The sequence below is a fragment of the Vibrio fluvialis genome, from assembly GCF_900460245.1.
Taxonomy (GTDB): domain Bacteria; phylum Pseudomonadota; class Gammaproteobacteria; order Enterobacterales; family Vibrionaceae; genus Vibrio; species Vibrio fluvialis.
Window position 1 is genome coordinate 774,120 of the sequence record NZ_UHIP01000002.1, and the last position, 20,110, is coordinate 794,229.

Genomic DNA, 20,110 nt, shown 5'->3' on the forward strand with positions numbered 1-20,110 from the left:
AAACCAAACGTTTCCGCTGTTAACATTATGATTTATGTGGATTTAACGCTGGACAGAAATGTGATCTTTGTCTAATCTCGGCGCCGAATTAACTCTCTGGGCTAACGCCCGCTGCATGGACGCAATCTTTTCTTTCTTGAGGTGTAGCATGCAGTTTTCATTGAAAAACATATCAATAAGAGTTCAGGTTTTACTGCCTGTCGCTTTTCTCACGGTGGCCCTGCTGATCGCACTTTGGGTGACCAAATCCAATCTGATTCACGAACAGCACGCCGTTGCGAACAATACACACGCGCTGGTGCAGTACAAAGATACGCTGGCACGTGTTGATGACACTATCTATCCATTACGCATCAGCGCGGTATACGCGATTTACGATCCGGCGCGCCGCGAAGTGTTCCTGCGCGAGCTGAAAACCGGCCTGAAAGTGGTTGATCAAACGCTGGAAGAGATGCAGAAGCAAAAGCTGTACGACGAAGAAATCGAACACGTTCAGCAGAACATCGTCGAATATGTCGATATGTCCGAGCGAGCGGTGGAATTTTTCACTCGTCGTGATGCAGGTTTAGTGACCGAGCAGGATTATCAACGCTTTGTGACACAATATCGCGAAGTCGGTAACCACATGGTGGAATCGATCAATGACCTGTCGCAGAAAGTGAACCACTACGCTACCCAATCGATGGAACAGAGCGCCAAAGACAGCGCAGCAGTGATGCAAAATGCAATGTGGACGGCACTGTCTGTGCTTGTGGTTTCACTCGGTGCGGCTTGGTTGCTGTCGGGTAAAATCGTGGCGCCGATTCAACGTCTGCAAGCGGTGATGCGTAAACTGGCGCTAGGCGATCTGTCAGTGCGTGCTGATGCGAGCGGCGATAACGAAATTGCGCGCCTGAACAAAGACGTTAACCAAACCGCAGAGCAGTTACACGCGACGGTCGATCAACTGACGCGCATCAGTGAAGATGTGGCTTCGGCGGCGACGGAGCTGGCAGCGGTGATGACTCAGGCAGAAAGCAACGCGCAGCAAGAGCTGATGGAAATCGAGCAGGTGGCGTCGGCGGTGAACGAGCTGGCGAGCACAGCCAATAACGTCAGTGATAACGCGACGTCAGCCGATGCGACGGCGCGTGAAGCAGACGGTCTGGCGCAATCGGGTCTGTCTATCTTTATGGAAAGCGGACAGGCAAGCGAGCAGATGTCTGTGGCGCTCAACGATGCGGCTCAAGTGGTGCAACGCCTCAAAGAGCAGTCTGAACAAATCAGCAATGTCATCGAAGTGATTCGCGGTGTGTCTGACCAAACCAACCTGTTGGCGCTGAATGCGGCAATTGAAGCGGCGCGCGCAGGCGAATCAGGCCGTGGTTTTGCAGTGGTGGCGGATGAGGTACGCATGCTGGCAGCCCGTACTCAGGCATCAACCGAAGAGATTCAGTCCATCATCGAAGAGCTGCAAAGTCAGTCGGTGCTGGCCAATGAAAGCATGCAAACCAGCCTAGAGATGCTTAATCGCAACAACGAACTGGCGCAGCGAGCCAACGATGCTCTGATTGGCATCACGGAATCGGTATCGGCAATCAACGACACCAACGCTCAGGTTGCGACCGCCGCTGAAGAGCAGTCTCAGGTTACACAAGACATCAACCGCAACGTGGTCAATATGTCGGAGCTGGTGCAGCAGAACGTGACGGGTATCAGCCAGAGCGCCAGCGCGAGTAACGAACTGTCTCGCTTAGCAGAAAAGCAGAAAGAGCAGCTTTCCTTCTTTACACTGTAAATATTCTGGAAATAAACATTCAGAGCCGTGCAATACGCTGTATTGTGCGGCTTTTTATTTGCAGAGAAGATGATCTAACTAACTGTATAAATTAGGTTTTATTAAACGTTTTTCTTATTCCGTTTCGTCATGAATCAAAGGCCAAATATCGCTATCTTTCTTTACCTTTTCTCTCTATATTGGCGATAAAACAGCCAAAAATGTGACTGTTGTCGCGTAATTATAACGTCAGGCGGATCTAGGAGAATGTATGGAAAAACAAGAAAGTTTATTTGAATGGCAGAGGATACAGCGCTTTAACTTCTCAGTCTGGACGGTATTGGCCGGCACCCTGTTTGCTCGCACCAGTTTCTTTATGGCCTGGCCGTTTCTGATTGTGTTTCTCTATCAGGATTATGGCGCGACAGCGGTGGAAGTGGGCACTATGCTCGCAAGTTCGGCAGTTGTCGGTGCGGTCACCGGGCTCTATTCTGGTTACCTGTCTGACAAATTTGGTCGCAAATGGGTCATGGTGGCGGGGGCGTTGGCGGCGTCAGTTGCGTACACTGGTATCGGCCTGGCGAATCAGATCTGGCATTTCTACGTGTTGATCATTCTGGCGGGCTTGATGCGTCCGATGATTGAAGCGCCGGCGAAAGCCGTGTTGGGCGATAACCTCAGCAACCTCAAAGATCGCGAACTGGCGATGAACATTCGCTATTTCTTGCTCAATCTCGGTGGTGCGATTGGCCCGCTGATTGGTATTACTCTCGGCTTGGCGCATCCTCAGGTGCTGTTTATCGCCACGGGCATCACCTACTTGATCTATGCACTGTGGCTGCTGATGGCGATTGAACGCAAAGGCCATCACGTCAAACCGGATACTTCTCTGTTGCCGAACTTTGCCCGCACACTGCGTGTGATCAGCAAAGACAGCATCTTCGTCAAAATGATGATTGCCAACTTCATCATGATGTTTGTCTACGCGCAGATGGAGTCGTCAATTCCGCAGGTGATTGTACGCTCCAGCGTCTCGGATGCGGCGCAACTTGTCGCCAGCCTGGTGCTGGTCAATACGCTGACCATCATCATTTTTCAGTTCCCGACGCTCAAGTGGCTGGAACATGTGCCGCTGTTTGTGCGTACCCGTATCGGCATGGTGTTAATGATGCTGGCGCAGGTTGGATTTCTGTTTACCCCGACCGATTGGCCTTACGGCTGGTACATTGCCGGGTTTATTCTCAGCATGGGTGAAGTGATCGCGTTCCCGACTCTGAATGTACAGATTGACCGGATGGCGCCTGCTCACTTACGCGGCTCGTACTTCGGCGCGGCGGCGCTCTACTCACTGGGCTTTGCTATCGCGCCATTAGTGGGTGGTGTGGTGATTGAGTCACTCAATCCTAGTTGGTTGTTTGGTGTCTGTATCGTGTTGTGTCTGGGGATGATCTGGCTTTACTGGCTGGCTGAACATCAGGAAGATCCAGTGCAGCGTGAAGTGGCAGCACAAAACTGAGAGCTGCATAGATAATAAGAAAACCGCCATATTGGCGGTTTTCTTATTTATCGCTTCAGAACTATCATGGACGCGCGGGGGGCTCAGGCACTTCGCCGGCTCTGGTCGGGTCGATGATCAGCGTGCGGGTCGGGAACGCAATGTCGGCACCATTTTTCTGAATGATGGCCATAATCTTCAATAGCACATCCTGCTTCACTTCGTGATAACGAATCCAGTTGACGGTTTTCGTGAAGGTGTAGATAAAGAAATCCAACGACGATGGACCAAAGGCGTTAAAATTCACAATCAGGGTTTGATGTGCATCGATGTCCGGGTGATTTTTCAGCATTTCACGCACTTCGTTGATCACGGTCTCCATCTTGTCTGCATCCTGATAACGCAGGCCGATGGTTTCGTTAATACGACGATTTTGCATGCGTGACGGGTTCTCCACCACGATGTTGCTGAATACCGAGTTCGGTACATACAGCGGGCGTTTATCGAAGGTGCGAATAATGGTCATACGCCAGCCGATACGTTCAACCGTCCCCTCTATCTGGCGATCCGGAGACCGAATCCAGTCACCGACTTTGAATGGGCGATCGAAGTAAATCATCAGACCGCCAAAGAAGTTCGACAGCAGATCTTTGGCTGCCAGACCAACCACCAGACCACCGACACCACCAAATGTCAGCAGCCCTTTGAGGCTCAAACCAAATGCCTGCATGATCGACAACATTCCCGTGATAATCACGATTAAACGCGTCACTTTCGATACAGCCTGCACTGTGGTCTCATCACGTTTACGCTGCTTGAGAATGTAGTGTTCTACCTCAGACACCAGACGCAGCAGAATCCAGACAAAGATGGTGATCAACATCAGTTTCTTGGTGTTTTGCAACCAGTTAAATTTGGTCTGAAAATGGTCATCAAGCAGCAGACCCAGCGAGATGGTTGCCGGCCAGCACCAGATCAAGGTACTGATTGGCGTTTTCAGAGCGTGCAGGATCAGATCATCCCAATGAAAGTTAGTTTTTTCGGTCAGATTGAACAGATAGCGATAAGAGAGTCGCCAGATCCCCCAGGCCACAAAGCTGGCGAGGGTGATAAACAACACACTGTTGTCCCAGTCTTTTAAATAGGGGATGCCTGAAAGCGCATCAGTAAATCGTCTATGCTCATGAGTATTCTTATCGATGAAAATTTGTGGCTAAAACTAGCAGAAAATGCAGGGATTCTCTATAGATGGCGCGGTGGATGATTTCCATCCGCTCTGCGTTTGAGTTATAAAATGAGGAGCATTACCCGCTATTAGATTGCAGAGTGAAGGCTCTGCCTTACGTCAGTATTCGTATAAGGCAACATAATGAAAATTCGTGACAAGCAGTTTGCAGTGATTGGGTTGGGACGTTTTGGGCTGTCGGTCTGTCAGGAGCTGACAGAAGCTGGCGCGCAAGTGCTGGCGGTCGATATCGACGAAGAAAAAGTCAAGGCGGCAATGAACTACGCGACTCAGGCAATTGTGGCGAACTGCACCATTGAAGAAACCGTATTTGAACTCAAACTGAAAGACTACGACATGGTGATGGTCGCAATTGGTGAAGACATCAACGCTTCCATTCTCGCAACCCTGGTGGTGAAGGAATCCGGTGCCAAATCGGTGTGGGTCAAAGCGAACGATAAATTTCACGTGAAGATTCTGCAGAAAGTGGGTGCAGACCACGTCATCATGCCGGAACGGGATATGGGGATTCGCGTGGCGCGAAAAATGCTCGACCGCCGCGTGCTGGAGTTCATCGAACTGGGCAGCGGGTTGGCATTGACTGAGGTCGTGATTGGTTCACGTATGATGGGCAAGCGGATTGATGAAATGGCGATCTGCCAGGAACACGGTGTTCAGGTGCTGGGCTTTAAGCGTGGCCCTGAAATGACGAAAGCGCCATCTCTCGATACCGTGATGGAAATTGGTGACATGCTGATTGTCGTTGGCCCCCAACAAACCCTCACCAAACAGTTGAAAACCTTATGATGTCTCTCGAACGCAGCGGCATTTTTTACGCGCTGGATAAAGATAAGAACAACAAAAGCGGATCAGAACCGAAAATCATTCTGGTCAGTTTTCTGTCGGTACTCGTTCCAGCGGCCGTACTGCTGACGTTACCTGTGTTTTCAAAAACCGGACTCAGTTTTACCGATGCGCTCTTCACCGCCACGTCCGCCATCAGTGTGACCGGGCTTGGGGTGGTCGATACCGGCACGCATTTTACAATTGAAGGCAAGATTCTGTTGATGCTGCTGATGCAAATCGGTGGCCTTGGTCAGATGACATTATCTGCGGTGCTGCTGTACATGTTTGGCGTGCGTCTGAGCCTCAAACAACAGGCGATAGCCAAAGATGCGCTGGGGCAGGATCGTTCGGTCAACCTGCAGCGGCTGGTAAAACGCATCATCATTTTTGCTCTCATTGCAGAAGGAATTGGCTGGGTCATTCTGTCGTTTCGTTGGGTGCCGCAACTGGGCTGGGCGGAAGGACTGTTTTGCGCGCTGTTCCACGCCGTCTCGGCATTTAACAATGCGGGCTTTTCACTCTTCTCCGACAGTATGACGAGCTATGCCAGCGATCCGACGATTTTGCTCACCTTGGCGGGGCTGTTTATTTTTGGCGGCCTCGGCTTTACGGTGGTTGGCGATGTATGGGCGCACTGGCGCTCAGGCTGGCGTTTCTTCAGCCTGCACACCAAAATCATGCTGATTGCCACGCCGGGTCTGCTGCTGGTTGGAACGTTGCTGTTTTGGGTGTTGGAACATCGCAACCCGGAGACGATGCAATCCCTGCCGCTCTGGCAACAGTGGCTGGCGGCCTTTTTCCAATCAGCAACCGCCCGTACCGCTGGCTTTAACAGTATCGATGTCACGCAGATGACTCAGCCAGCGATGCTGATCATGATCATCCTGATGCTTATTGGGGCGGGTTCTACGTCTACCGGGGGCGGGATTAAAGTCTCAACCTTTACCGTGGCATTTGTGGCAACCTGGGCTTTCTTGCGGCAGAAAAATCATGTGGTGATGTTCCATCGCACGGTTAACTGGCCGACAGTGACCAAAGCGTTGGCCATCATTGTGGTAAGTGGCGCCTTATTGACGACGGCGATGTTTCTGCTGATGTTGACAGAGAACGCGCGTTTCGAAGTGGTGTTGTTTGAAACCATCTCCGCATTTGCAACGGTGGGACTGAGTGCGGGATTAAGCGCGGAGCTGAGTGAGCCGGGTAAATACATCATGATTGCCGTAATGATCATCGGCCGTATTGGCCCGCTCACTCTGGCTTACATGCTGGCTCGCCCAAAGGCGACACTCCTCAAATATCCGGAAGATAATGTTCTGACGGGTTAAGTGCTATTTCTCATTGAAGTGGGCGGAGAGTGCCGATCTTCTGGCTTGGCCTGCGGTGCCTTCACCCTCTTCAATCGTGTCTTCATACCCTTCTTTGATGAAGCGTTGAATTGGTATTGTGGGCTCTACCCGTTTTAACTGCGGTGAATTTCTTGTACCAGCGATTTGGTAGGTCATGCGACCCAAACCGGTTTCGACCTCAATATTTTTGCCATCGTACTCGAAGTTGGTACTCACCAGCCGACTGTTACGAAATACGCCTTGCTCATTGAACGTCAGGATCTCTGTCTGATAACTGGGTGTGCCGATTTCTATCCAGGAGCCATATACCTGTTCGGGATTGACATAATCTTTGTAGCTAAACAGCAGCAGAGCCGCGAATGCACAGGCGAGCAGAGACAAACCACTCCAGAAGACGATTCTGAACATGTTGGCTTTCGATATTCTGGGCGATCCCGCTCTCATCTTGTCTGTTTTGGTTCGCTTAGTCCCTGTTGCCACCGTGATTTACTCCTGTCCCGGCTACTCTGTGTCTGCACGCGTGACCTCGTCTGGCGAGGCTATCTCGGCGGCACCATTTATTTTTTTCATAAAATGGTCGCGCGAAAATAACATGGAGCAGTTGGCGTCTATCTGTTGCAAAAGTATCGCAAAAATAGAGAAACATAGAGTGGAGTAGGCGCAAAGTGAGCGCAAATTTCCCACAATAAATTATGATCTTGCTTCAAAAAATTGAGTTTTCTATCAATGCTGTTGCCAACGGAAGGAAGATGCCGCACCAAAGAGGTCAATAGTGATGTGGCGTGTCGGTGTAAAAGTCGCAGCCAAAGGGGTGACAATCGCTTGTGTAAAGCGCGCTCTTGAGTTAAAAACAGAACGTCCGTTCGCGCAGGCAGCGACTCGGCAAGCATTAAATTTGACAAGGAAGAACAATGATTAAAGAGAACAGCTATTTCGAAGGCAACGTAAAGTCTTTGGGTTTTCAGCAGGATAGTAATGAAATCACCGTCGGCGTTATGGCGCCGGGCGAATACACCTTCGGTACAGGTGCACCAGAGCGCATGACCGTTGTGAAAGGTGCGTTGACCATTAAACGCGCGACTGATGCAGACTGGGTAACGTTCAACTCAGGTGAAGCGTTTGAAGTGGAAGGTAATTCCTCTTTTGATCTGCAGGTAGCCGTTGCGACTGCATATTTGTGCGAATATCTGTAAGCGCGATTTAGGTAACCCGACAATGAAAAATGCCACACTCATCGAGTGTGGCAGAAAGACAAAAAGGAATGGCAGTGGATTATTCGCTTTTTGTGTCAGTGATGAGCCCAATCCGGGCTCAAATCTCATCAATTAATAGCTTTCGAACTTACCCGCGTTGTAATCGTTGATCGCTTGTTCGATTTCCTGAATGCTGTTCATCACAAACGGGCCGTAATGTACGACAGGTTCGTTGATCGGTTCACCGATGAAAATCAGCACGCCGCTGGTATTATTGGCGACCAGAGACACCGTCTCTCCTTTGGACAGTAATGCCATTTCGCCTTGCATGACTACTCGTTCACCCGCTTTGATGCTGCCTTTGTAGGCGTACAGCATCATGTTGTGGTTTTCGTCGGTTTCAATAGTCAGCTCACTGCCCGGGCCAGCCTGCCAATCGGCAACGGTGGCAGGGACACCAGTTTGAGTCAGCGGACCTTGCAGTGCTTCACCGTTAGCGCGAATATCGCCCGCCAGAACACGCAGCAGACCGAGTGTTTCGCTGCGATGCTCGGTGATGGTTTCCGGCTGAAAGTCGTGATATCTGGCCGGGATCATCTTGTCGCGCGCCGGTTGGTTGATCCAAATCTGGAAACCGTGCAAATCGCCGTTTTCCATAATTGGCATTTCGCTGTGGATCACACCACGTCCTGCCGCCATCCATTGTGCGCCGCCGCTGCGCAGTTCACCCACATTACCCATATGATCGCGATGCTGAAAATGACCTTGCAACATGTAGGTCAGGGTTTCGATACCGCGATGCGGATGAGGAGGAAATCCACCCACGTAGTCTTTGCGTTCGTCGGATTTGAGTTCATCCACCATCAGAAACGGTGAGAAGCTCGCATTATTGAATCCTGCCAGGCGGCGGATTTTCACGCCATCGCCGTCAGAAGTCGCTTGCGACGGGATCAGCTGACGAATTTCTCTTACTTTGCTCATTGTTCTTCTCCGTTGGTGGAACATGAGTGAATTGTAGTTGAGTGCTGACGAAAGAAGAGGGGGCGGATTTGAGGCAGTCATTCAAGAATTTTGAACAATACCAAAAGTCAGTCGGTCAACTCAGATACGAGGTGACCCACTAACGGACTAATTGAGTTGGTCTATACTTTAACCAGATGAATTCATTGACGAGGAGGTCACGATGGCTGTGCTTCCCAAACACACCGACCAGAATCCGCGCTACAACCCGGATGATGACATGACGCTGGACCAGTTGCAGCGCTTTACCCGTGCGGCCAACAGTGCGCAGAAGAAGCGTGAAGAGCTGCATGAGCAGGAACAGCCGTCGATTGTTGAAGTGGCGAGACGAGCACGTCGCGCTGCGATGCGACCTGTGATCAAACCGAAAGAGAACAAGCCGAATACGGCTCGTTACGCCATTTGGCTGGTGGTATTCGCCATCATCGCTTTGTGGCTGATGTATATGGATGTTTAGCTTTGGTTTTTCGCGGGAGTGAATTGAGCGAGCTCTTGCTCGGCTTCTTCATCATGGTGCGTGGTGACGTTGTGGTAGTAGCGGTATTGGTTTTTGCCGCCATGTTTCGCTGCGTACATGGCCTTGTCAGCACAGCGCGTCAACTCTTCTAAGTTATCCGCATCAAGCGGAAACAGCGCAGCCCCGGCACTGACGGTCAGATTGTTCAATAATTTCGTGTCTCCTTCCTTGTATGGCTCCTCAAACAGATGACTGATGCGGTGCAGGATGCTGTCGAGATCTTGTAAAGACTTTACATCATAAAGCAGCAACACGAACTCATCGCCGGCAAAGCGGGCAATTGAGTAGTCATGGCGCTCCGTTCGACGATCACTGTGGCGCACGTTGTTTTTCAGTCGCTGGGCGAAATGCTTCAACACCCGATCGCCGACATCATGCCCGTAGTTGTCATTGATGGCTTTAAAGTTATCGATATCGAGAAATACCAGTGCGGTAATCAGTGAATGAGGGTGCGGCTCTGCCAGTTTTGCGGTCGCCCAGTTTTCAAAGCTCCAGCGGTTGGCAAGGCCGGTCAACTGGTCGGTATAGGCCAGCTCTTCAATCCCTTCTCGATAAAGTAAATGAATGTAGCGTACCGCTTTGGAATAGAAATAGGCTGAGGTATTGCAGATTGCGGTGAGCGAAATCAGGCTGATGACAAAGTAGTCAGACGCCATGGTATCAGGCCCTAATGACGCATGCCGGTTGCTGTAGATCGACAATATCGACAGCATGCAAAAACCGATACTCAGAAAGAGACCTGTCTGGAAACGATTGATAAAAATGATGGTGGCAACAATCGGGTAGACCCAGAACAGTTTGCTGCCTTCAATGTTACCATGTGCCAGAAGCATCATTGCTTGCGTAAGCAGCAAACTGGTCAGGATGAGGTCGGCATGCGCGGAGCGTCGATAGCGGCTGTAAATCATATTGGCGATGGCTGCAGCAGCACACGCCAGATTAAACAGGCTGTACACCAACTGGTTATCAACCAACAACAGATAGCCATTCAGACTCAGCACTAACGCAGTGATGATAGAACTAATCAGGACAACTTTTTGTTTACGCAAACGGCCCAATTTGGCCATCTCTTTAAGTTGTTGTCCCACCAGACTGTTCATGACTGTCTCATCCTTGATATAAAACCGCTCGAGTACAGTCTAGTTAAGAATTTTTTGTCTGAAGCAAAGTATGAAAAAAAGCCTGTGACCTAATTCAATGTTTTCAAAAGATTCTTTACTGAGCCTGGCTGAACTCCTGTTTTAGCCACTTACGCAGTAGTAAAACACTTTCCAGTTTGAGCTTGTCTTTCGGGCAGGCAAAGTAAAACGCTTGCTCCGGATGGAGTGTGCTGTGGCCAATTTCCATCAGCAGACCATGTTGAATCTCTTCACGCACGAACTGGCGGTGAGTGACAAACACACCGAGCTTTCGTATCGTAGCTTGCACGGCTTGAGCCGATGTGGAAAAGGTCAGGTTTTTTTGCTGCTTGGGTTGTGGCAACTTATTGGCCTCGCACCAAATCGACCAGTCGCTCTGGCGCCTTGGGTTGGCCGCGACAATTGCGGGATAACACTCAAGAACTTGCTCCGTCGTCATGTTGCGCTCACTCAATAGTTCAGGGTGACAGACCAGCACGATTTCGTCATCGGCCAATTTTTCGCAGTAATACCCCTGCCACTCCCGCTGAAAACCGTGGATTAAGGCCACATCGACCCCTTCTACCTCAAGTGAGAAAGCGCCCGTTAACGTTGAAATACGAATATCCACGTTGGGGGCAAACGCCTGAAAAGTCGGCACACGGGGGATCCACCAGTGCAGCGCCAGAGAGTTGATCATATTCAGAGTCAGGCGATTGCTGTTGTGCGACACCAGCATGGATTCTGTGGCATCGACAATCTGTTCCAGCGCCGGGGCCACTTTACGGTAGTATTTTTGTCCGGCACTGTTAAGTGTGACTGAACGACCCACCCGATTGAACAGCGGCTGATTAAGTTGGCTCTCCAGCGATTTTATCGCCTGGCTGACCGCTGAATGACTGACACTCAGCACTTGGGCGGCTTCTGTCATGCTGCCTGTTTCGGCGACTGCAACAAATGTGTAGAGCGATTTGAGTGGGATGAGTTTACGCATGTGTAAGTTTTCCTAACAGGTTTGGTCAATATTACTCGTTATTCTTTGTGCTGTCATTTACGTAACATAGGGCGCAAGTTAAGGAGTGTTGTATGCCTAATAAACTATTGCCTGTAGTGTTCATGTTGTCGTCGACGGCCAGTTTGTCTGTCACGGGGCTTTTGACCAAATATCTGACCACCGTTGTCCCCATCAGCCTGTTAAGCTTTCTGCGTTTTGCGGTTCCTGCTTTGATTTTGTTGGCGTTTTTGGCAGTCAGCCGTTTTCGCATACCGGAGCGAGCGATGTTGAAGCCTCTGGCTGTGCGGGCTGTGTGTCTGGCGGCGTGTCAGGTGTGTTTTATCTATTCTCTGCAGCATCTCTCGTTAGTGGAAGGAGTGGTGTTGTTCAGTACCGGGCCTTTGTTCATTCCGTTGTTAGAAAAACTGATTTTTGGTGTGCGGATGCCTTGGGTGACGGTGGTTGGATTAATCGCGACCTTTACGGGGGTAGTGATGCTGTCTGGCGATGTCACGCAAATGGAGTGGCGGCCGGAATTGCTGGCCGGATTGTTCGCGGGCTTATTTAATGCAGGTTCACAGCTGAGCCTCTATAAAGCGTCGAAAAGCAGCTTACGTTCGGTCGAGATCAATGTCTGGAGCTTCACCATGGCAGCGGTCATGTTGTTCCCGATGTTGACGCTGGTGCCTTGGCATTCTGCGCTCGACTTATCGATGGACCGTCACCTGCTACTCACGATTGCAACACTGGTCGTGGTCTCATTGTTGGTCATCAATACTCAGGTCTTTCGGGCGAAGGCCTACCGACTGGCAGAGTCGGGGTCTCAGTTGGCTCCGCTGATTTTCACCAACCTGCTGTTTTCCGCGGCGTTGCAGCTGCTGTTTTTCAATGTCAGCTATACCGCAGCGCAGCAGTTGGGCCTTGTGCTCATTGTGGTGGCGACCGTCAGCACCAGCCTGCTGCCTAAGCTGTGGCACGCGGCGAGCCACAGATTACATTCGGCCTCGTAGGGCTTTGAGTGGGATTACGGAGTAGCGGTGTCATGGTAGTAAAAAAGGGGGCTTTCGCCCCTTTTTATTCTGATGGGGTGTTGGCAACCAAACCGTAGGGCAGGCTGCTAAATACTTTAGGTTGGTGTTGAATGGTCGGCGCTTCGTTCACGCCCTTCCAGTCCAGCAGCATAATTGCCAGCACGTTGCGGTGCTCACCTTCCGATACATCGGTGCTGCCCGTAGTGGATGGAACCATGCCTGCGTCTTTGTTGACTGCATTCTGAATTGCCTGACGGGTCTTCTCAACCACCGGATCGTCCACCAGCCCTGCGAGCAGGAACGAAATACCGACTTCGGCAATGATGTCTTCTTTCGCGCGCTGCAAAATGGTGTCGATATTGGCGCGGTAGTAGTCATATATCCACTGATACTGTTTTTCGCTGACGGCGTGTTGATAGTATTCCGAATCGGCGAAAATGATGTGTGTCATTCCATAAAGTTTGTTGCCGTACTGCTGATTCGATAAACCCGCATCTTTGTTATCCGGGTAGGTATCGCGAAATGCCTGAATGAAATCATTGACCACATCCTGCTCTCCCAACTGACGCAGCCAATAAACCTGATTCGCCAGCTGCGCTGCCCAAGCTTCAATCATCGGTTTGTCAGTTGCGTACTTGCGAAAATCATAGCGGCGAATGACGTCGCGCAGCTTCTGATCGTCAATGTGTTTGAGACCATATTCGTTCGCCCGCGCCATCGAACCGAGCAGATCGATGCCGAGATAAAGATATTCAGGCATATGTTTGGTCACGGTGTATCGCAGTTTAGAGCGCTCGTCAGTTTCGTCCGCATAGTCTGCCAGCTCTTGCTGAGAATAGAGATAAATCTGCTCTGGCGTGTTCACTTCCGCGGCGAAGTAGTTGAGCCGACTTGCGACGCGGGCCATGTCACTCCAGATTGCGGCGGCATATTTCTTATCCAGCGTTTGTCGGTACATGCGTAAGCCGTAATGACCTTCTTTAAATGCGGGTAGGGTATACAGCTGGCTTTCGTAAGTATGGCGAATGACGTCGGCGGTATAGGTGTAACTGTTTGATGCCGTAACGGGTTCCGGCTGCGCCTGCAAGCCAGAAAACGGCAGGATTAGAGCGCTGCTTATCAGGAGCGCCAGACTGGTTTTACGTAACGACATAGTGAACCGAGAGTTAACCAAAGATAACGTAACACATTAGGCCAAGGTGGCGGTATTCGTGTGAGCAATGGGTCAGTGTTGTGTGAAAAATCGGCGGAATGGGACTCTGCCCATCATCCGTCACCGTGTACTAGGCGAAAGGTCAGATTAATGCGCGGTTCCAGCGTACGCACGGTTTTGGGCACGCAGTGCTGCCAGAAATGCTGAGTATTACCTGCCATAATCAGCAGAGAGCCGTGGCTGAGTGGCAGCTCAAATTTCTCTTTGCTGTGCAGGTGGCGTAAAACAAAACGTCGGGTTTCGCCCAGAGAAAGTGAAGCGATCACGGGCTGTTGGCCGAGTTCGGGTTCGTTATCCTGATGCCAGCCCATCGAATCTTGGCCGTCACGATATAAGTTAGCCAGTACCGAGTTGAACGCCTGACCAGCCAGCAATTCACAGCGCTGCTTCAGGTCGGCAAGCATGGGTGTCCAGGCTTTGGGCGGCATGGTGAGGCCCGAGTAGGTATAGGCTTTATCGCCATACCAGGCTTGCAATCTGGGTTGCAATACCGACTTGCCAAACAGCGTGATCGCTTCCTGTTGCCAATCCAGCTCTTGAGTGAGAACGGAAAATGCATGATCGGCTTGAGTCGGAGTCAGAAAGTGTTCGACCCACAGCAATTTACCATCTGTGATGGGGAGCCATTGTGGTTCATAGGCGAACAGACTGAAGTTTTCAGATTCCATAAACTTATATCAATAATGTTGTTATTTAATTATAGATTTGTTGCTTACTTTGGTTATGCTAAGTAAATAGCGGCAAGCCATACACTAAATACCAGAACCTGGCGCAAAAGACGACAGGCAAAGAGAGGGGTTGCATGAGTCAAACCTCAGGCAAGAGAAAGTCTATTCGTGTGCTTTTTTTCGTGTTTATTCTTTCCAGCATTGGATTGATAGAAGCGCTCAACAATCATCAAATAGCGTACATTCGGGACGGACTTCAGTCTCATGCACGTGAAGAGCTTTCTTTAATCCGTTTTCGACTGGAAGCCTCTATCCTTTCTGATATTTATGTGGCGAATAGCCTGTCTACTCTTGTCACTCTGCGCCCTGATTCTAAAGTGCGGGACTGGAACAAATTAGCCAACCACATCCTGCGTGAAGGTAAACACCTCAAAGTGATTGGTCTCGCACCGAATGATGTCATCAGTTACATCTTCCCCTACGACGAGAACAAAGCCGCCATGGGGCTGGACTATCGAACAGTACCCAGCCAATGGGCATCCATCGTGAAAGCACGGACTGCCAAGCAAATTTTCATTGCTGGCCCAGTCAATCTGGTACAGGGCGGGCGGGCGTTGATCGTGCGTATTCCAATTTTTACTGACCCGCCGATGAATCAGGAATATTGGGGTGTGTGCAGCATTGTACTGGACTGGGAATCACTGTTTTTGGCATCGGGTATCGAGTCGTTTGTGTATACCTACGATTTTGCGATTCGTGGTATCGACAGCACCGGCATGAATGGCGACCTGTTCTACGGTAAGCAGAGTACATTTGATAATGCGTTTGCGGTAGAGACCGTGCATTTCCCTTATGGTAGCTGGGCGATTGCCGCCGCTGAGAAGCACGAAATGCTGGGCAATGTGCCCTGGTATCAAGTCAATCTGGTGCGTTTGGTCGGCTATCCGGTGATGGCGCTACTCGCGATTGCGTTTGTGGTGATTTATCGCCTTTATCGCACGGCACACAACCGCGCAATGCATGACACACTGACGCACCTGCCTAACCGGCGCTACTTCATGTTCACCATGCAGAGTTTCTTTGACCACGCCAAGAAATCTGGCAATCACGACAGCTTTGCTCTGCTCAATATTGATTTGGACAAATTCAAACTCATCAACGATACCTATGGTCATGCGGCTGGTGATAAGGTTCTGATCGCGTGTGCTGAACGGTTGAAATCTGTGCTGCGTGGTTCAGATGTGATCGCGCGTATCGGCGGCGATGAATTTCTGGTGCTGCTGCCGCGGATTGTGGAAGAGGACATTAAAACCGTTGTCAGCGCGATAGAAACCGCACTTTGTCACACTCCGGTGATTTACGAAGGCCATCTGATTGATTTACATATCAGTATTGGCCACGCTATCTATAGCGCGGACATCGAAAATATCGATGCCATGCTCAAACTGGCTGACGAACGCATGTACGCCGTAAAACGGCGTCAGACACATCGCTGACTGAGCCTTCCTCTACCGTTGTTCAAGGATGAATAATGCGAACGCTAAATCAATGGCTGGATGCGTATGCTGTCAGCCATCAAAACCCGATCAACAAAAGAATTCACCGTGTGGCCGTGCCCGGGATTTACCTCTCTATCGTTGGCCTTATCTGGTCGCTGCCTGCGGTACCGTTAATGGAATGGCGCGTTGACTGGATCTGGCTGGTTGCGATGCCGGTTCTTGGTTTCTACTACCGCTTATCCATGACTGTTTTTCTGATGATGCTCGGCTTTACGCTGGCCTGTATCGGGTTGGCCTGGAGTGTAGAACTGATGGCATTGCCTTTACTGCCGCTGTCACTGGCTCTGTTCGTACTGCTGTGGATAGCGCAGTTTGTTGGCCATAAAATTGAAGGCAAGAAACCTTCCTTTTTGAGTGATCTGCAATTCTTATTAATTGGGCCAATCTGGGTGTTCTATAAGCATTAACATGCTGGCCAATTAATTCCATATAACATTTGCAATCTGCATATATTCGCAAATTGCAATTCAATTATGATATCTGTTGTAATGAAACTGATGAACATTTGTCCAGAAAGCGTGTGTTTCAGTAAAAATAAAAGTTGGCACGCTATCTGCATTATATAGTTCGACCCTTTTAAGCCGAGGGTCACCTAGCCAACTGACGTTGTTAGTGAACCTTCTTGTTCACATCTATATCAGCCAATCGCGAGTATTGCGATTGGCTTTTTTTCTGCCTGCTATCCACCACATTTCTCATAACAACTCGGTTTTCGTGGACACACAGCTCCGCGTGAACAAATCAGCCTCGCATCATTTTCAATGCCACGCTCAATCCAGTTGATGTTCAGGATCTTGGCAATGGTCAGCAGATCTTTTTTGATGTGACGAGGGATCACGGTACTGCCGCCTTGGCTGACGCAAGAGGCTTTCAGTTCTTCTGCAATCGAGCGTGCATCGCCACCTTGCGCCGCAATCGCCGGGTTGAGGTCGATCCCGGCACACAACACTCGGTTGTTGCCCGCAGGATCAATCATGTTCACCGATTCACAGCAATAGATCCTGGGTTCATCTCCCACGTTGAGAATCGAAATCTGAGCTGAGCTGCCATCCTGCGGTTCAGATAATCGACGAAATACCGCCCAGTGCTGACAAGGGTCGTTCACTTTGCGCATGTTACCCCACGGTAGCGGGATGCCGTTGCCACGATAGACAGCTTTTAGTTTGCCTTCGCCATATGCGTCGAAGTAGTGCCAGTGCGGATAAGGCGAAACCACCGTCATGCGACGCATCGCAACTGAAGGAGAGACGCCAGCTTTCTTGTGCACATCGATTTCATAGCCGTTGCGATCAAGCAACTGACGAAACGGCACTTTCGGACACAGCAAAGCACCGGCAAAGAAACTCGATTCGAAGTCGCGCCACGCCTGCAAAATGTCCTGAGAGTTGAGCTCCGAAGTCGGTTGTGTGTCCTGCTCTTCCCAACCCTGAGTGTGACCGACCGACAGTACACTCTTGAGACCGTCTTTGCTGTGCAGCACGTTGTGACCGATGTACACCGCCAAATCGTATTTAAGCCGCGTCGGGTAGTTGCGCAGAATTTCATTGAGATAAATGGTGCCTGGCGGCTCAAAGAACGAGGTTACGAGCTGTTTGGCGCTGACGCCCAGTTCGTCGACCACATCGTGTGGCGTTCTTTGTACCCAACGAATGTTGAGGCCAAGGCTTTTGGCGATATCAAACAGATCTTCGACAGCCAGATTCAGGCGCTTCAGGCCGACATCTTCCGCGGCTCGTTCCAGATCTGGAAAGTGGTTTTGCAGGCTTTCCTGATGCGCGCGAATGAGGAGGTGGGCGAACTGGCGACCCGTGATGCCGGTTTGTGACAGCATTTCAGGAATCGCAATTTGCAGGATGTCATTGGAAAACAGAAAGCTCGGCTCCAGCGCCATGCCGCTGATACCGCCGCGGTTGCCTTTGTCTGGCGTGATGTCGGCTTGCTCCGGCTCGTCGTCAAGAAACCATGTTGGGTCCTTTTGGAACACTTCGGCGATCACTTCCAACATTTCGACGCTCGGAACCCGTTTTCCCCGTTCGATCATCGACAAGTAAGAAACCGAGGGGGCGTACTCCGGATTAATGCGAATGCAACGCGCCGACAGATCTTCCATCGTTAAGTGGTTGCGTTTCCTAAGGTTTCTCACTTTCGTTCCCAGAAAATGAGACTGTCTGACTAAGCTTTTTGACACGGCCATTTTGTAAAATTCACATTGTAAAATTTTTGTTGTGAAATTGTAGTTAAAAATCCGCTAGTCTACAAATTAAGCAAGTCACAAACTTGAACGAAAATTAAACGCAAGTTTGGATTATTTGCTCTAGGACGAAATTTAATGTTATCCATGAGGGAAAGACGATGAATATGCTGACATTCGATAAAACAGAAATCCAAAAACAACAGAAACCCTTTATCGCTGAAGCAGTCTTCGCCGTCGAGACAATCAGCGCAAACCAGCAACGTGAAAAACAGCTGAAAGCGAAACAACTGCTCGACCGTTTGTTCCCGCTGGAAACAGGGTCTCATCAGGAAGTGACCAGTTACGTGATTGATTACCACCACGTTCTCGCTTACTTCAAAGATGGACGTCACAGCGGTCTGAAACATCCTAAGCACTTTGTGGCATTTACAGGTGGTAAAGATAATCCGTGTTCGATTCTGTTCCGTGACGGTAACGGCTGCCATGTGGATGTGATGTTGGGTTGCCAGAAAGGCACGGGCTGTGTGGAGTTGGTAGAGATTGACGATATTCAGTTAGAAACCTGTACCACTTTCACACAGATGGGCGACAACACCACGCCAACCGCAGCGATGCGTCACTGGATTAGTCTGGTGAAAGGTGATGAACGTGGTAAACCTCAGGCATGCAGTGAAGACAAAGAATACACCGCAAAAAGCGGCGAAGATTACTACCTGAACTACTGCTTTAATTTGTAATGCCATCCTGATGAAACGCTCTCCATAAAAAAATCCTCCCATTGGGAGGATTTTCCATTTTGCACGCCGAAAATGTTGTACTTGCCTTGAACTTAAATAGGCATCACGCGGTTTCGGCCAAGATTTTTCGCTTCATAGAGCATCTTGTCGGCGCGATCGATCAGCGTTTCAACGGTATCGGTAGGGTCGCGCTCTGCGACACCAAATGACGCCGTAATGTTGCCAACCTGCATACTGGTGCGGCGATCGCGCACGCTCAGTTTTTCAATCGTACGGCGCAGCGCATCAGAGAACTGGCGAGCACTGCGCAGCGACTTGTTGGGCACAATCAATGCAAACTCTTCACCGCCAAAGCGATAGGCGGTAATGCCTTCGCGGCAACTGGAATGGAGGCGCTTGCCAATTGCACGGATCACTGCATCACCAAACAGATGACCGAAATCGTCGTTATACGTTTTGAAATGGTCAATATCGAGCAGCACAATGCTCATCGGTTGCTGTGCGTGCAGCAAAGCGCTGATGTCATCGTCAAACGCACGTCGATTGTATAGCCCTGATAAAGTGTCAAACAGAGCGTCTTTTTGCACTTCCGCGAGCTGAGTCTTGAGGCGCGTGATTTCCTGGCTCGCGGTTTTCAGCTGGCTGTTAAGAAAGCGGGTCGAGTGGCGAATATCGCGAGATTCACTGACCAACTGACGGATGAGCGACATCACTTCTTCAATCGACAGATTTTCTTTTTCGACACGTTCCAGATCATTAAAGCTTCTGTCGATAATCGTTTCAAAAGCGGTGGTATCGGTCATGGTGTCCGACATCGAACTTGCCACTTCGTTAACCAGCAGCTCAATGTTGGCGCGCAGTTCACCGATACTGGTTTCGGCTTTGGTCGCGATGTATTGCTTGTACATGTATTCGCCGGATGCAGGCGGGCACAGCCCGAAGTTATCCAGCACAACATCCATTTCCTGATTGAGCTGAGGAATGGTGTTGTCAACGTAGGTGTACCAAAGGGCGTAATTCGCAGGAGTAGCCGCAACGTGATGTTTCATCATCAGCGGAACGGCCTTCTTTAAGTTAGAAGTGGATTTTTTAAAGTCGTCGTCAGTCATTCTTGGGATAAGCTAAAAGGCACCTAAACTCTATGCGCTAAGATTAGCGGATCTCGAGGCTTCGCGCCGCAAAAAACAGACTGAAATTG

The 20,110-nt window shown here is 50.1% G+C and carries 19 protein-coding genes; 10 read left to right on the forward strand and 9 right to left on the reverse strand.

Features of this window, described 5'->3' with window-relative positions; translation table 11 throughout:
• Window positions 1-148 precede the first annotated feature (148 nt).
• Window positions 149-1,777, forward strand: a complete 1,629-nt coding sequence (locus DYA43_RS18550; RefSeq protein WP_061055352.1) for a methyl-accepting chemotaxis protein — start codon at window positions 149-151, stop codon at window positions 1,775-1,777.
• Window positions 1,778-2,027: 250 nt separating this feature from the next.
• Entirely contained in the window at window positions 2,028-3,272 is a 1,245-nt protein-coding gene (locus DYA43_RS18555) for an MDR family MFS transporter (protein WP_061055353.1), read from the forward strand.
• Window positions 3,273-3,336: 64 nt separating this feature from the next.
• Here the strand turns inward: DYA43_RS18555 and DYA43_RS18560 are convergent, their stop codons facing one another.
• Window positions 3,337-4,371: a mechanosensitive ion channel family protein gene (locus DYA43_RS18560; protein WP_225869393.1), complete on the reverse strand. Its 1,035-nt coding sequence runs from the start codon at window positions 4,369-4,371 to the stop codon at window positions 3,337-3,339.
• Between the two features lie 249 nt (window positions 4,372-4,620).
• On the opposite strand from DYA43_RS18560, the gene DYA43_RS18565 reads away from it, so the two are divergent.
• Together DYA43_RS18565 and DYA43_RS18570 are read left to right on the forward strand one after the other, a co-directional pair.
• Window positions 4,621-5,283: a potassium channel family protein gene (locus DYA43_RS18565; RefSeq protein WP_020328884.1), complete on the forward strand. Its 663-nt coding sequence runs from the start codon at window positions 4,621-4,623 to the stop codon at window positions 5,281-5,283.
• Window positions 5,280-6,647, forward strand: a complete 1,368-nt coding sequence (locus DYA43_RS18570; protein ID WP_061055355.1) for a TrkH family potassium uptake protein — start codon at window positions 5,280-5,282, stop codon at window positions 6,645-6,647. Before DYA43_RS18565 ends, DYA43_RS18570 begins: the two co-directional genes overlap by 4 nt.
• A 3-nt stretch (window positions 6,648-6,650) precedes the next feature.
• On the opposite strand, the gene DYA43_RS18575 is transcribed toward DYA43_RS18570, so the two are convergent.
• The gene (locus DYA43_RS18575) at window positions 6,651-7,091 is read right to left on the reverse strand and encodes a DUF2850 domain-containing protein (RefSeq protein ID WP_024375140.1); all 441 of its coding nucleotides are present in this window, start codon (window positions 7,089-7,091) and stop codon (window positions 6,651-6,653) included.
• Window positions 7,092-7,579: 488 nt separating this feature from the next.
• Between DYA43_RS18575 and ppnP the strand changes: the two genes are divergently transcribed.
• The gene (gene ppnP / locus DYA43_RS18580) at window positions 7,580-7,861 is read left to right on the forward strand and encodes a pyrimidine/purine nucleoside phosphorylase (RefSeq protein WP_024375139.1); all 282 of its coding nucleotides are present in this window, start codon (window positions 7,580-7,582) and stop codon (window positions 7,859-7,861) included.
• Window positions 7,862-7,993: 132 nt separating this feature from the next.
• Here the strand turns inward: ppnP and DYA43_RS18585 are convergent, their stop codons facing one another.
• Window positions 7,994-8,842, reverse strand: coding sequence for a pirin family protein (locus DYA43_RS18585; RefSeq protein ID WP_047460924.1), 849 nt, complete (start codon window positions 8,840-8,842; stop codon window positions 7,994-7,996).
• A 202-nt stretch (window positions 8,843-9,044) separates the two neighbouring features.
• On the opposite strand from DYA43_RS18585, the gene DYA43_RS18590 reads away from it, so the two are divergent.
• On the forward strand, window positions 9,045-9,338 hold the full coding sequence (locus DYA43_RS18590) for a hypothetical protein (RefSeq protein WP_020328889.1): 294 nt from the start codon (window positions 9,045-9,047) through the stop codon (window positions 9,336-9,338).
• On the opposite strand, the gene DYA43_RS18595 is transcribed toward DYA43_RS18590, so the two are convergent.
• Together DYA43_RS18595 and DYA43_RS18600 are read right to left on the reverse strand one after the other, a co-directional pair.
• Window positions 9,335-10,498 carry a GGDEF domain-containing protein gene (locus DYA43_RS18595; protein WP_061055356.1) on the reverse strand — a complete coding sequence of 388 codons (1,164 nt, stop codon included), beginning with the start codon at window positions 10,496-10,498 and terminating at the stop codon, window positions 9,335-9,337. The two genes, DYA43_RS18590 and DYA43_RS18595, sit on opposite strands and share 4 nt — an antisense overlap.
• A 115-nt stretch (window positions 10,499-10,613) precedes the next feature.
• The gene (locus DYA43_RS18600) at window positions 10,614-11,510 is read right to left on the reverse strand and encodes a LysR substrate-binding domain-containing protein (protein ID WP_061055357.1); all 897 of its coding nucleotides are present in this window, start codon (window positions 11,508-11,510) and stop codon (window positions 10,614-10,616) included.
• A gap of 92 nt (window positions 11,511-11,602) precedes the next feature.
• Here DYA43_RS18600 and DYA43_RS18605 point away from each other — a divergent pair, with 92 nt between their 5' ends.
• Window positions 11,603-12,520 (forward strand): DMT family transporter, encoded by a 918-nt coding sequence (locus DYA43_RS18605; protein WP_061055358.1) that lies wholly within the window; start codon window positions 11,603-11,605, stop codon window positions 12,518-12,520.
• 64 nt (window positions 12,521-12,584) lie between these two features.
• Here DYA43_RS18605 and DYA43_RS18610 read toward each other — a convergent pair whose 3' ends face one another.
• Together DYA43_RS18610 and DYA43_RS18615 are read right to left on the reverse strand one after the other, a co-directional pair.
• The gene (locus DYA43_RS18610; protein ID WP_061055359.1) at window positions 12,585-13,694 is read right to left on the reverse strand and encodes a DUF3541 domain-containing protein; all 1,110 of its coding nucleotides are present in this window, start codon (window positions 13,692-13,694) and stop codon (window positions 12,585-12,587) included.
• 113 nt (window positions 13,695-13,807) lie between these two features.
• Window positions 13,808-14,422 carry an alpha-ketoglutarate-dependent dioxygenase AlkB family protein gene (locus DYA43_RS18615; RefSeq protein WP_061055360.1) on the reverse strand — a complete coding sequence of 205 codons (615 nt, stop codon included), beginning with the start codon at window positions 14,420-14,422 and terminating at the stop codon, window positions 13,808-13,810.
• Between the two features lie 134 nt (window positions 14,423-14,556).
• Between DYA43_RS18615 and DYA43_RS18620 the strand changes: the two genes are divergently transcribed.
• Complete coding sequence (locus DYA43_RS18620) at window positions 14,557-15,918, forward strand: diguanylate cyclase (RefSeq protein ID WP_020328895.1); 1,362 nt, start codon at window positions 14,557-14,559, stop codon at window positions 15,916-15,918.
• A gap of 35 nt (window positions 15,919-15,953) precedes the next feature.
• Complete coding sequence (locus tag DYA43_RS18625) at window positions 15,954-16,388, forward strand: Mpo1 family 2-hydroxy fatty acid dioxygenase (RefSeq protein WP_061055361.1); 435 nt, start codon at window positions 15,954-15,956, stop codon at window positions 16,386-16,388.
• A 272-nt stretch (window positions 16,389-16,660) separates the two neighbouring features.
• Here DYA43_RS18625 and DYA43_RS18630 read toward each other — a convergent pair whose 3' ends face one another.
• Window positions 16,661-18,175, reverse strand: coding sequence for a DUF3612 domain-containing protein (locus tag DYA43_RS18630; RefSeq protein ID WP_075990017.1), 1,515 nt, complete (start codon window positions 18,173-18,175; stop codon window positions 16,661-16,663).
• Between the two features lie 158 nt (window positions 18,176-18,333).
• Here DYA43_RS18630 and DYA43_RS18635 point away from each other — a divergent pair, with 158 nt between their 5' ends.
• A complete protein-coding gene (locus DYA43_RS18635) occupies window positions 18,334-18,912 on the forward strand; it encodes an aldolase/citrate lyase/malate synthase family protein (RefSeq protein ID WP_020328898.1) in 579 nt (192 codons plus the stop codon).
• A gap of 92 nt (window positions 18,913-19,004) precedes the next feature.
• Here DYA43_RS18635 and DYA43_RS18640 read toward each other — a convergent pair whose 3' ends face one another.
• Window positions 19,005-20,021, reverse strand: coding sequence for a GGDEF domain-containing protein (locus DYA43_RS18640; protein ID WP_061055362.1), 1,017 nt, complete (start codon window positions 20,019-20,021; stop codon window positions 19,005-19,007).
• Window positions 20,022-20,110 lie beyond the last annotated feature (89 nt).

What these genes read in the sequence shown, in the direction of transcription:
- DYA43_RS18585 (WP_047460924.1), bottom strand. Translation starts at nt 8,842, where the DNA reads ATGAGCAAAGTAAGAGAAATTCGTCAGCTGATCCCGTCGCAAGCGACT.
- DYA43_RS18635 (WP_020328898.1), top strand. Translation starts at nt 18,334, where the DNA reads ATGAATATGCTGACATTCGATAAAACAGAAATCCAAAAACAACAGAAA.
- DYA43_RS18640 (WP_061055362.1), bottom strand. Translation starts at nt 20,021, where the DNA reads ATGACTGACGACGACTTTAAAAAATCCACTTCTAACTTAAAGAAGGCC.
- DYA43_RS18610 (WP_061055359.1), bottom strand. Translation starts at nt 13,694, where the DNA reads ATGTCGTTACGTAAAACCAGTCTGGCGCTCCTGATAAGCAGCGCTCTA.
- DYA43_RS18565 (WP_020328884.1), top strand. Translation starts at nt 4,621, where the DNA reads ATGAAAATTCGTGACAAGCAGTTTGCAGTGATTGGGTTGGGACGTTTT.
- DYA43_RS18625 (WP_061055361.1), top strand. Translation starts at nt 15,954, where the DNA reads ATGCGAACGCTAAATCAATGGCTGGATGCGTATGCTGTCAGCCATCAA.
- DYA43_RS18595 (WP_061055356.1), bottom strand. Translation starts at nt 10,498, where the DNA reads ATGAACAGTCTGGTGGGACAACAACTTAAAGAGATGGCCAAATTGGGC.
- DYA43_RS18570 (WP_061055355.1), top strand. Translation starts at nt 5,280, where the DNA reads ATGATGTCTCTCGAACGCAGCGGCATTTTTTACGCGCTGGATAAAGAT.
- ppnP (WP_024375139.1), top strand. Translation starts at nt 7,580, where the DNA reads ATGATTAAAGAGAACAGCTATTTCGAAGGCAACGTAAAGTCTTTGGGT.
- DYA43_RS18615 (WP_061055360.1), bottom strand. Translation starts at nt 14,422, where the DNA reads ATGGAATCTGAAAACTTCAGTCTGTTCGCCTATGAACCACAATGGCTC.
- DYA43_RS18590 (WP_020328889.1), top strand. Translation starts at nt 9,045, where the DNA reads ATGGCTGTGCTTCCCAAACACACCGACCAGAATCCGCGCTACAACCCG.
- DYA43_RS18630 (WP_075990017.1), bottom strand. Translation starts at nt 18,175, where the DNA reads ATGGCCGTGTCAAAAAGCTTAGTCAGACAGTCTCATTTTCTGGGAACG.
- DYA43_RS18600 (WP_061055357.1), bottom strand. Translation starts at nt 11,510, where the DNA reads ATGCGTAAACTCATCCCACTCAAATCGCTCTACACATTTGTTGCAGTC.
- DYA43_RS18605 (WP_061055358.1), top strand. Translation starts at nt 11,603, where the DNA reads ATGCCTAATAAACTATTGCCTGTAGTGTTCATGTTGTCGTCGACGGCC.
- DYA43_RS18620 (WP_020328895.1), top strand. Translation starts at nt 14,557, where the DNA reads ATGAGTCAAACCTCAGGCAAGAGAAAGTCTATTCGTGTGCTTTTTTTC.
- DYA43_RS18550 (WP_061055352.1), top strand. Translation starts at nt 149, where the DNA reads ATGCAGTTTTCATTGAAAAACATATCAATAAGAGTTCAGGTTTTACTG.
- DYA43_RS18555 (WP_061055353.1), top strand. Translation starts at nt 2,028, where the DNA reads ATGGAAAAACAAGAAAGTTTATTTGAATGGCAGAGGATACAGCGCTTT.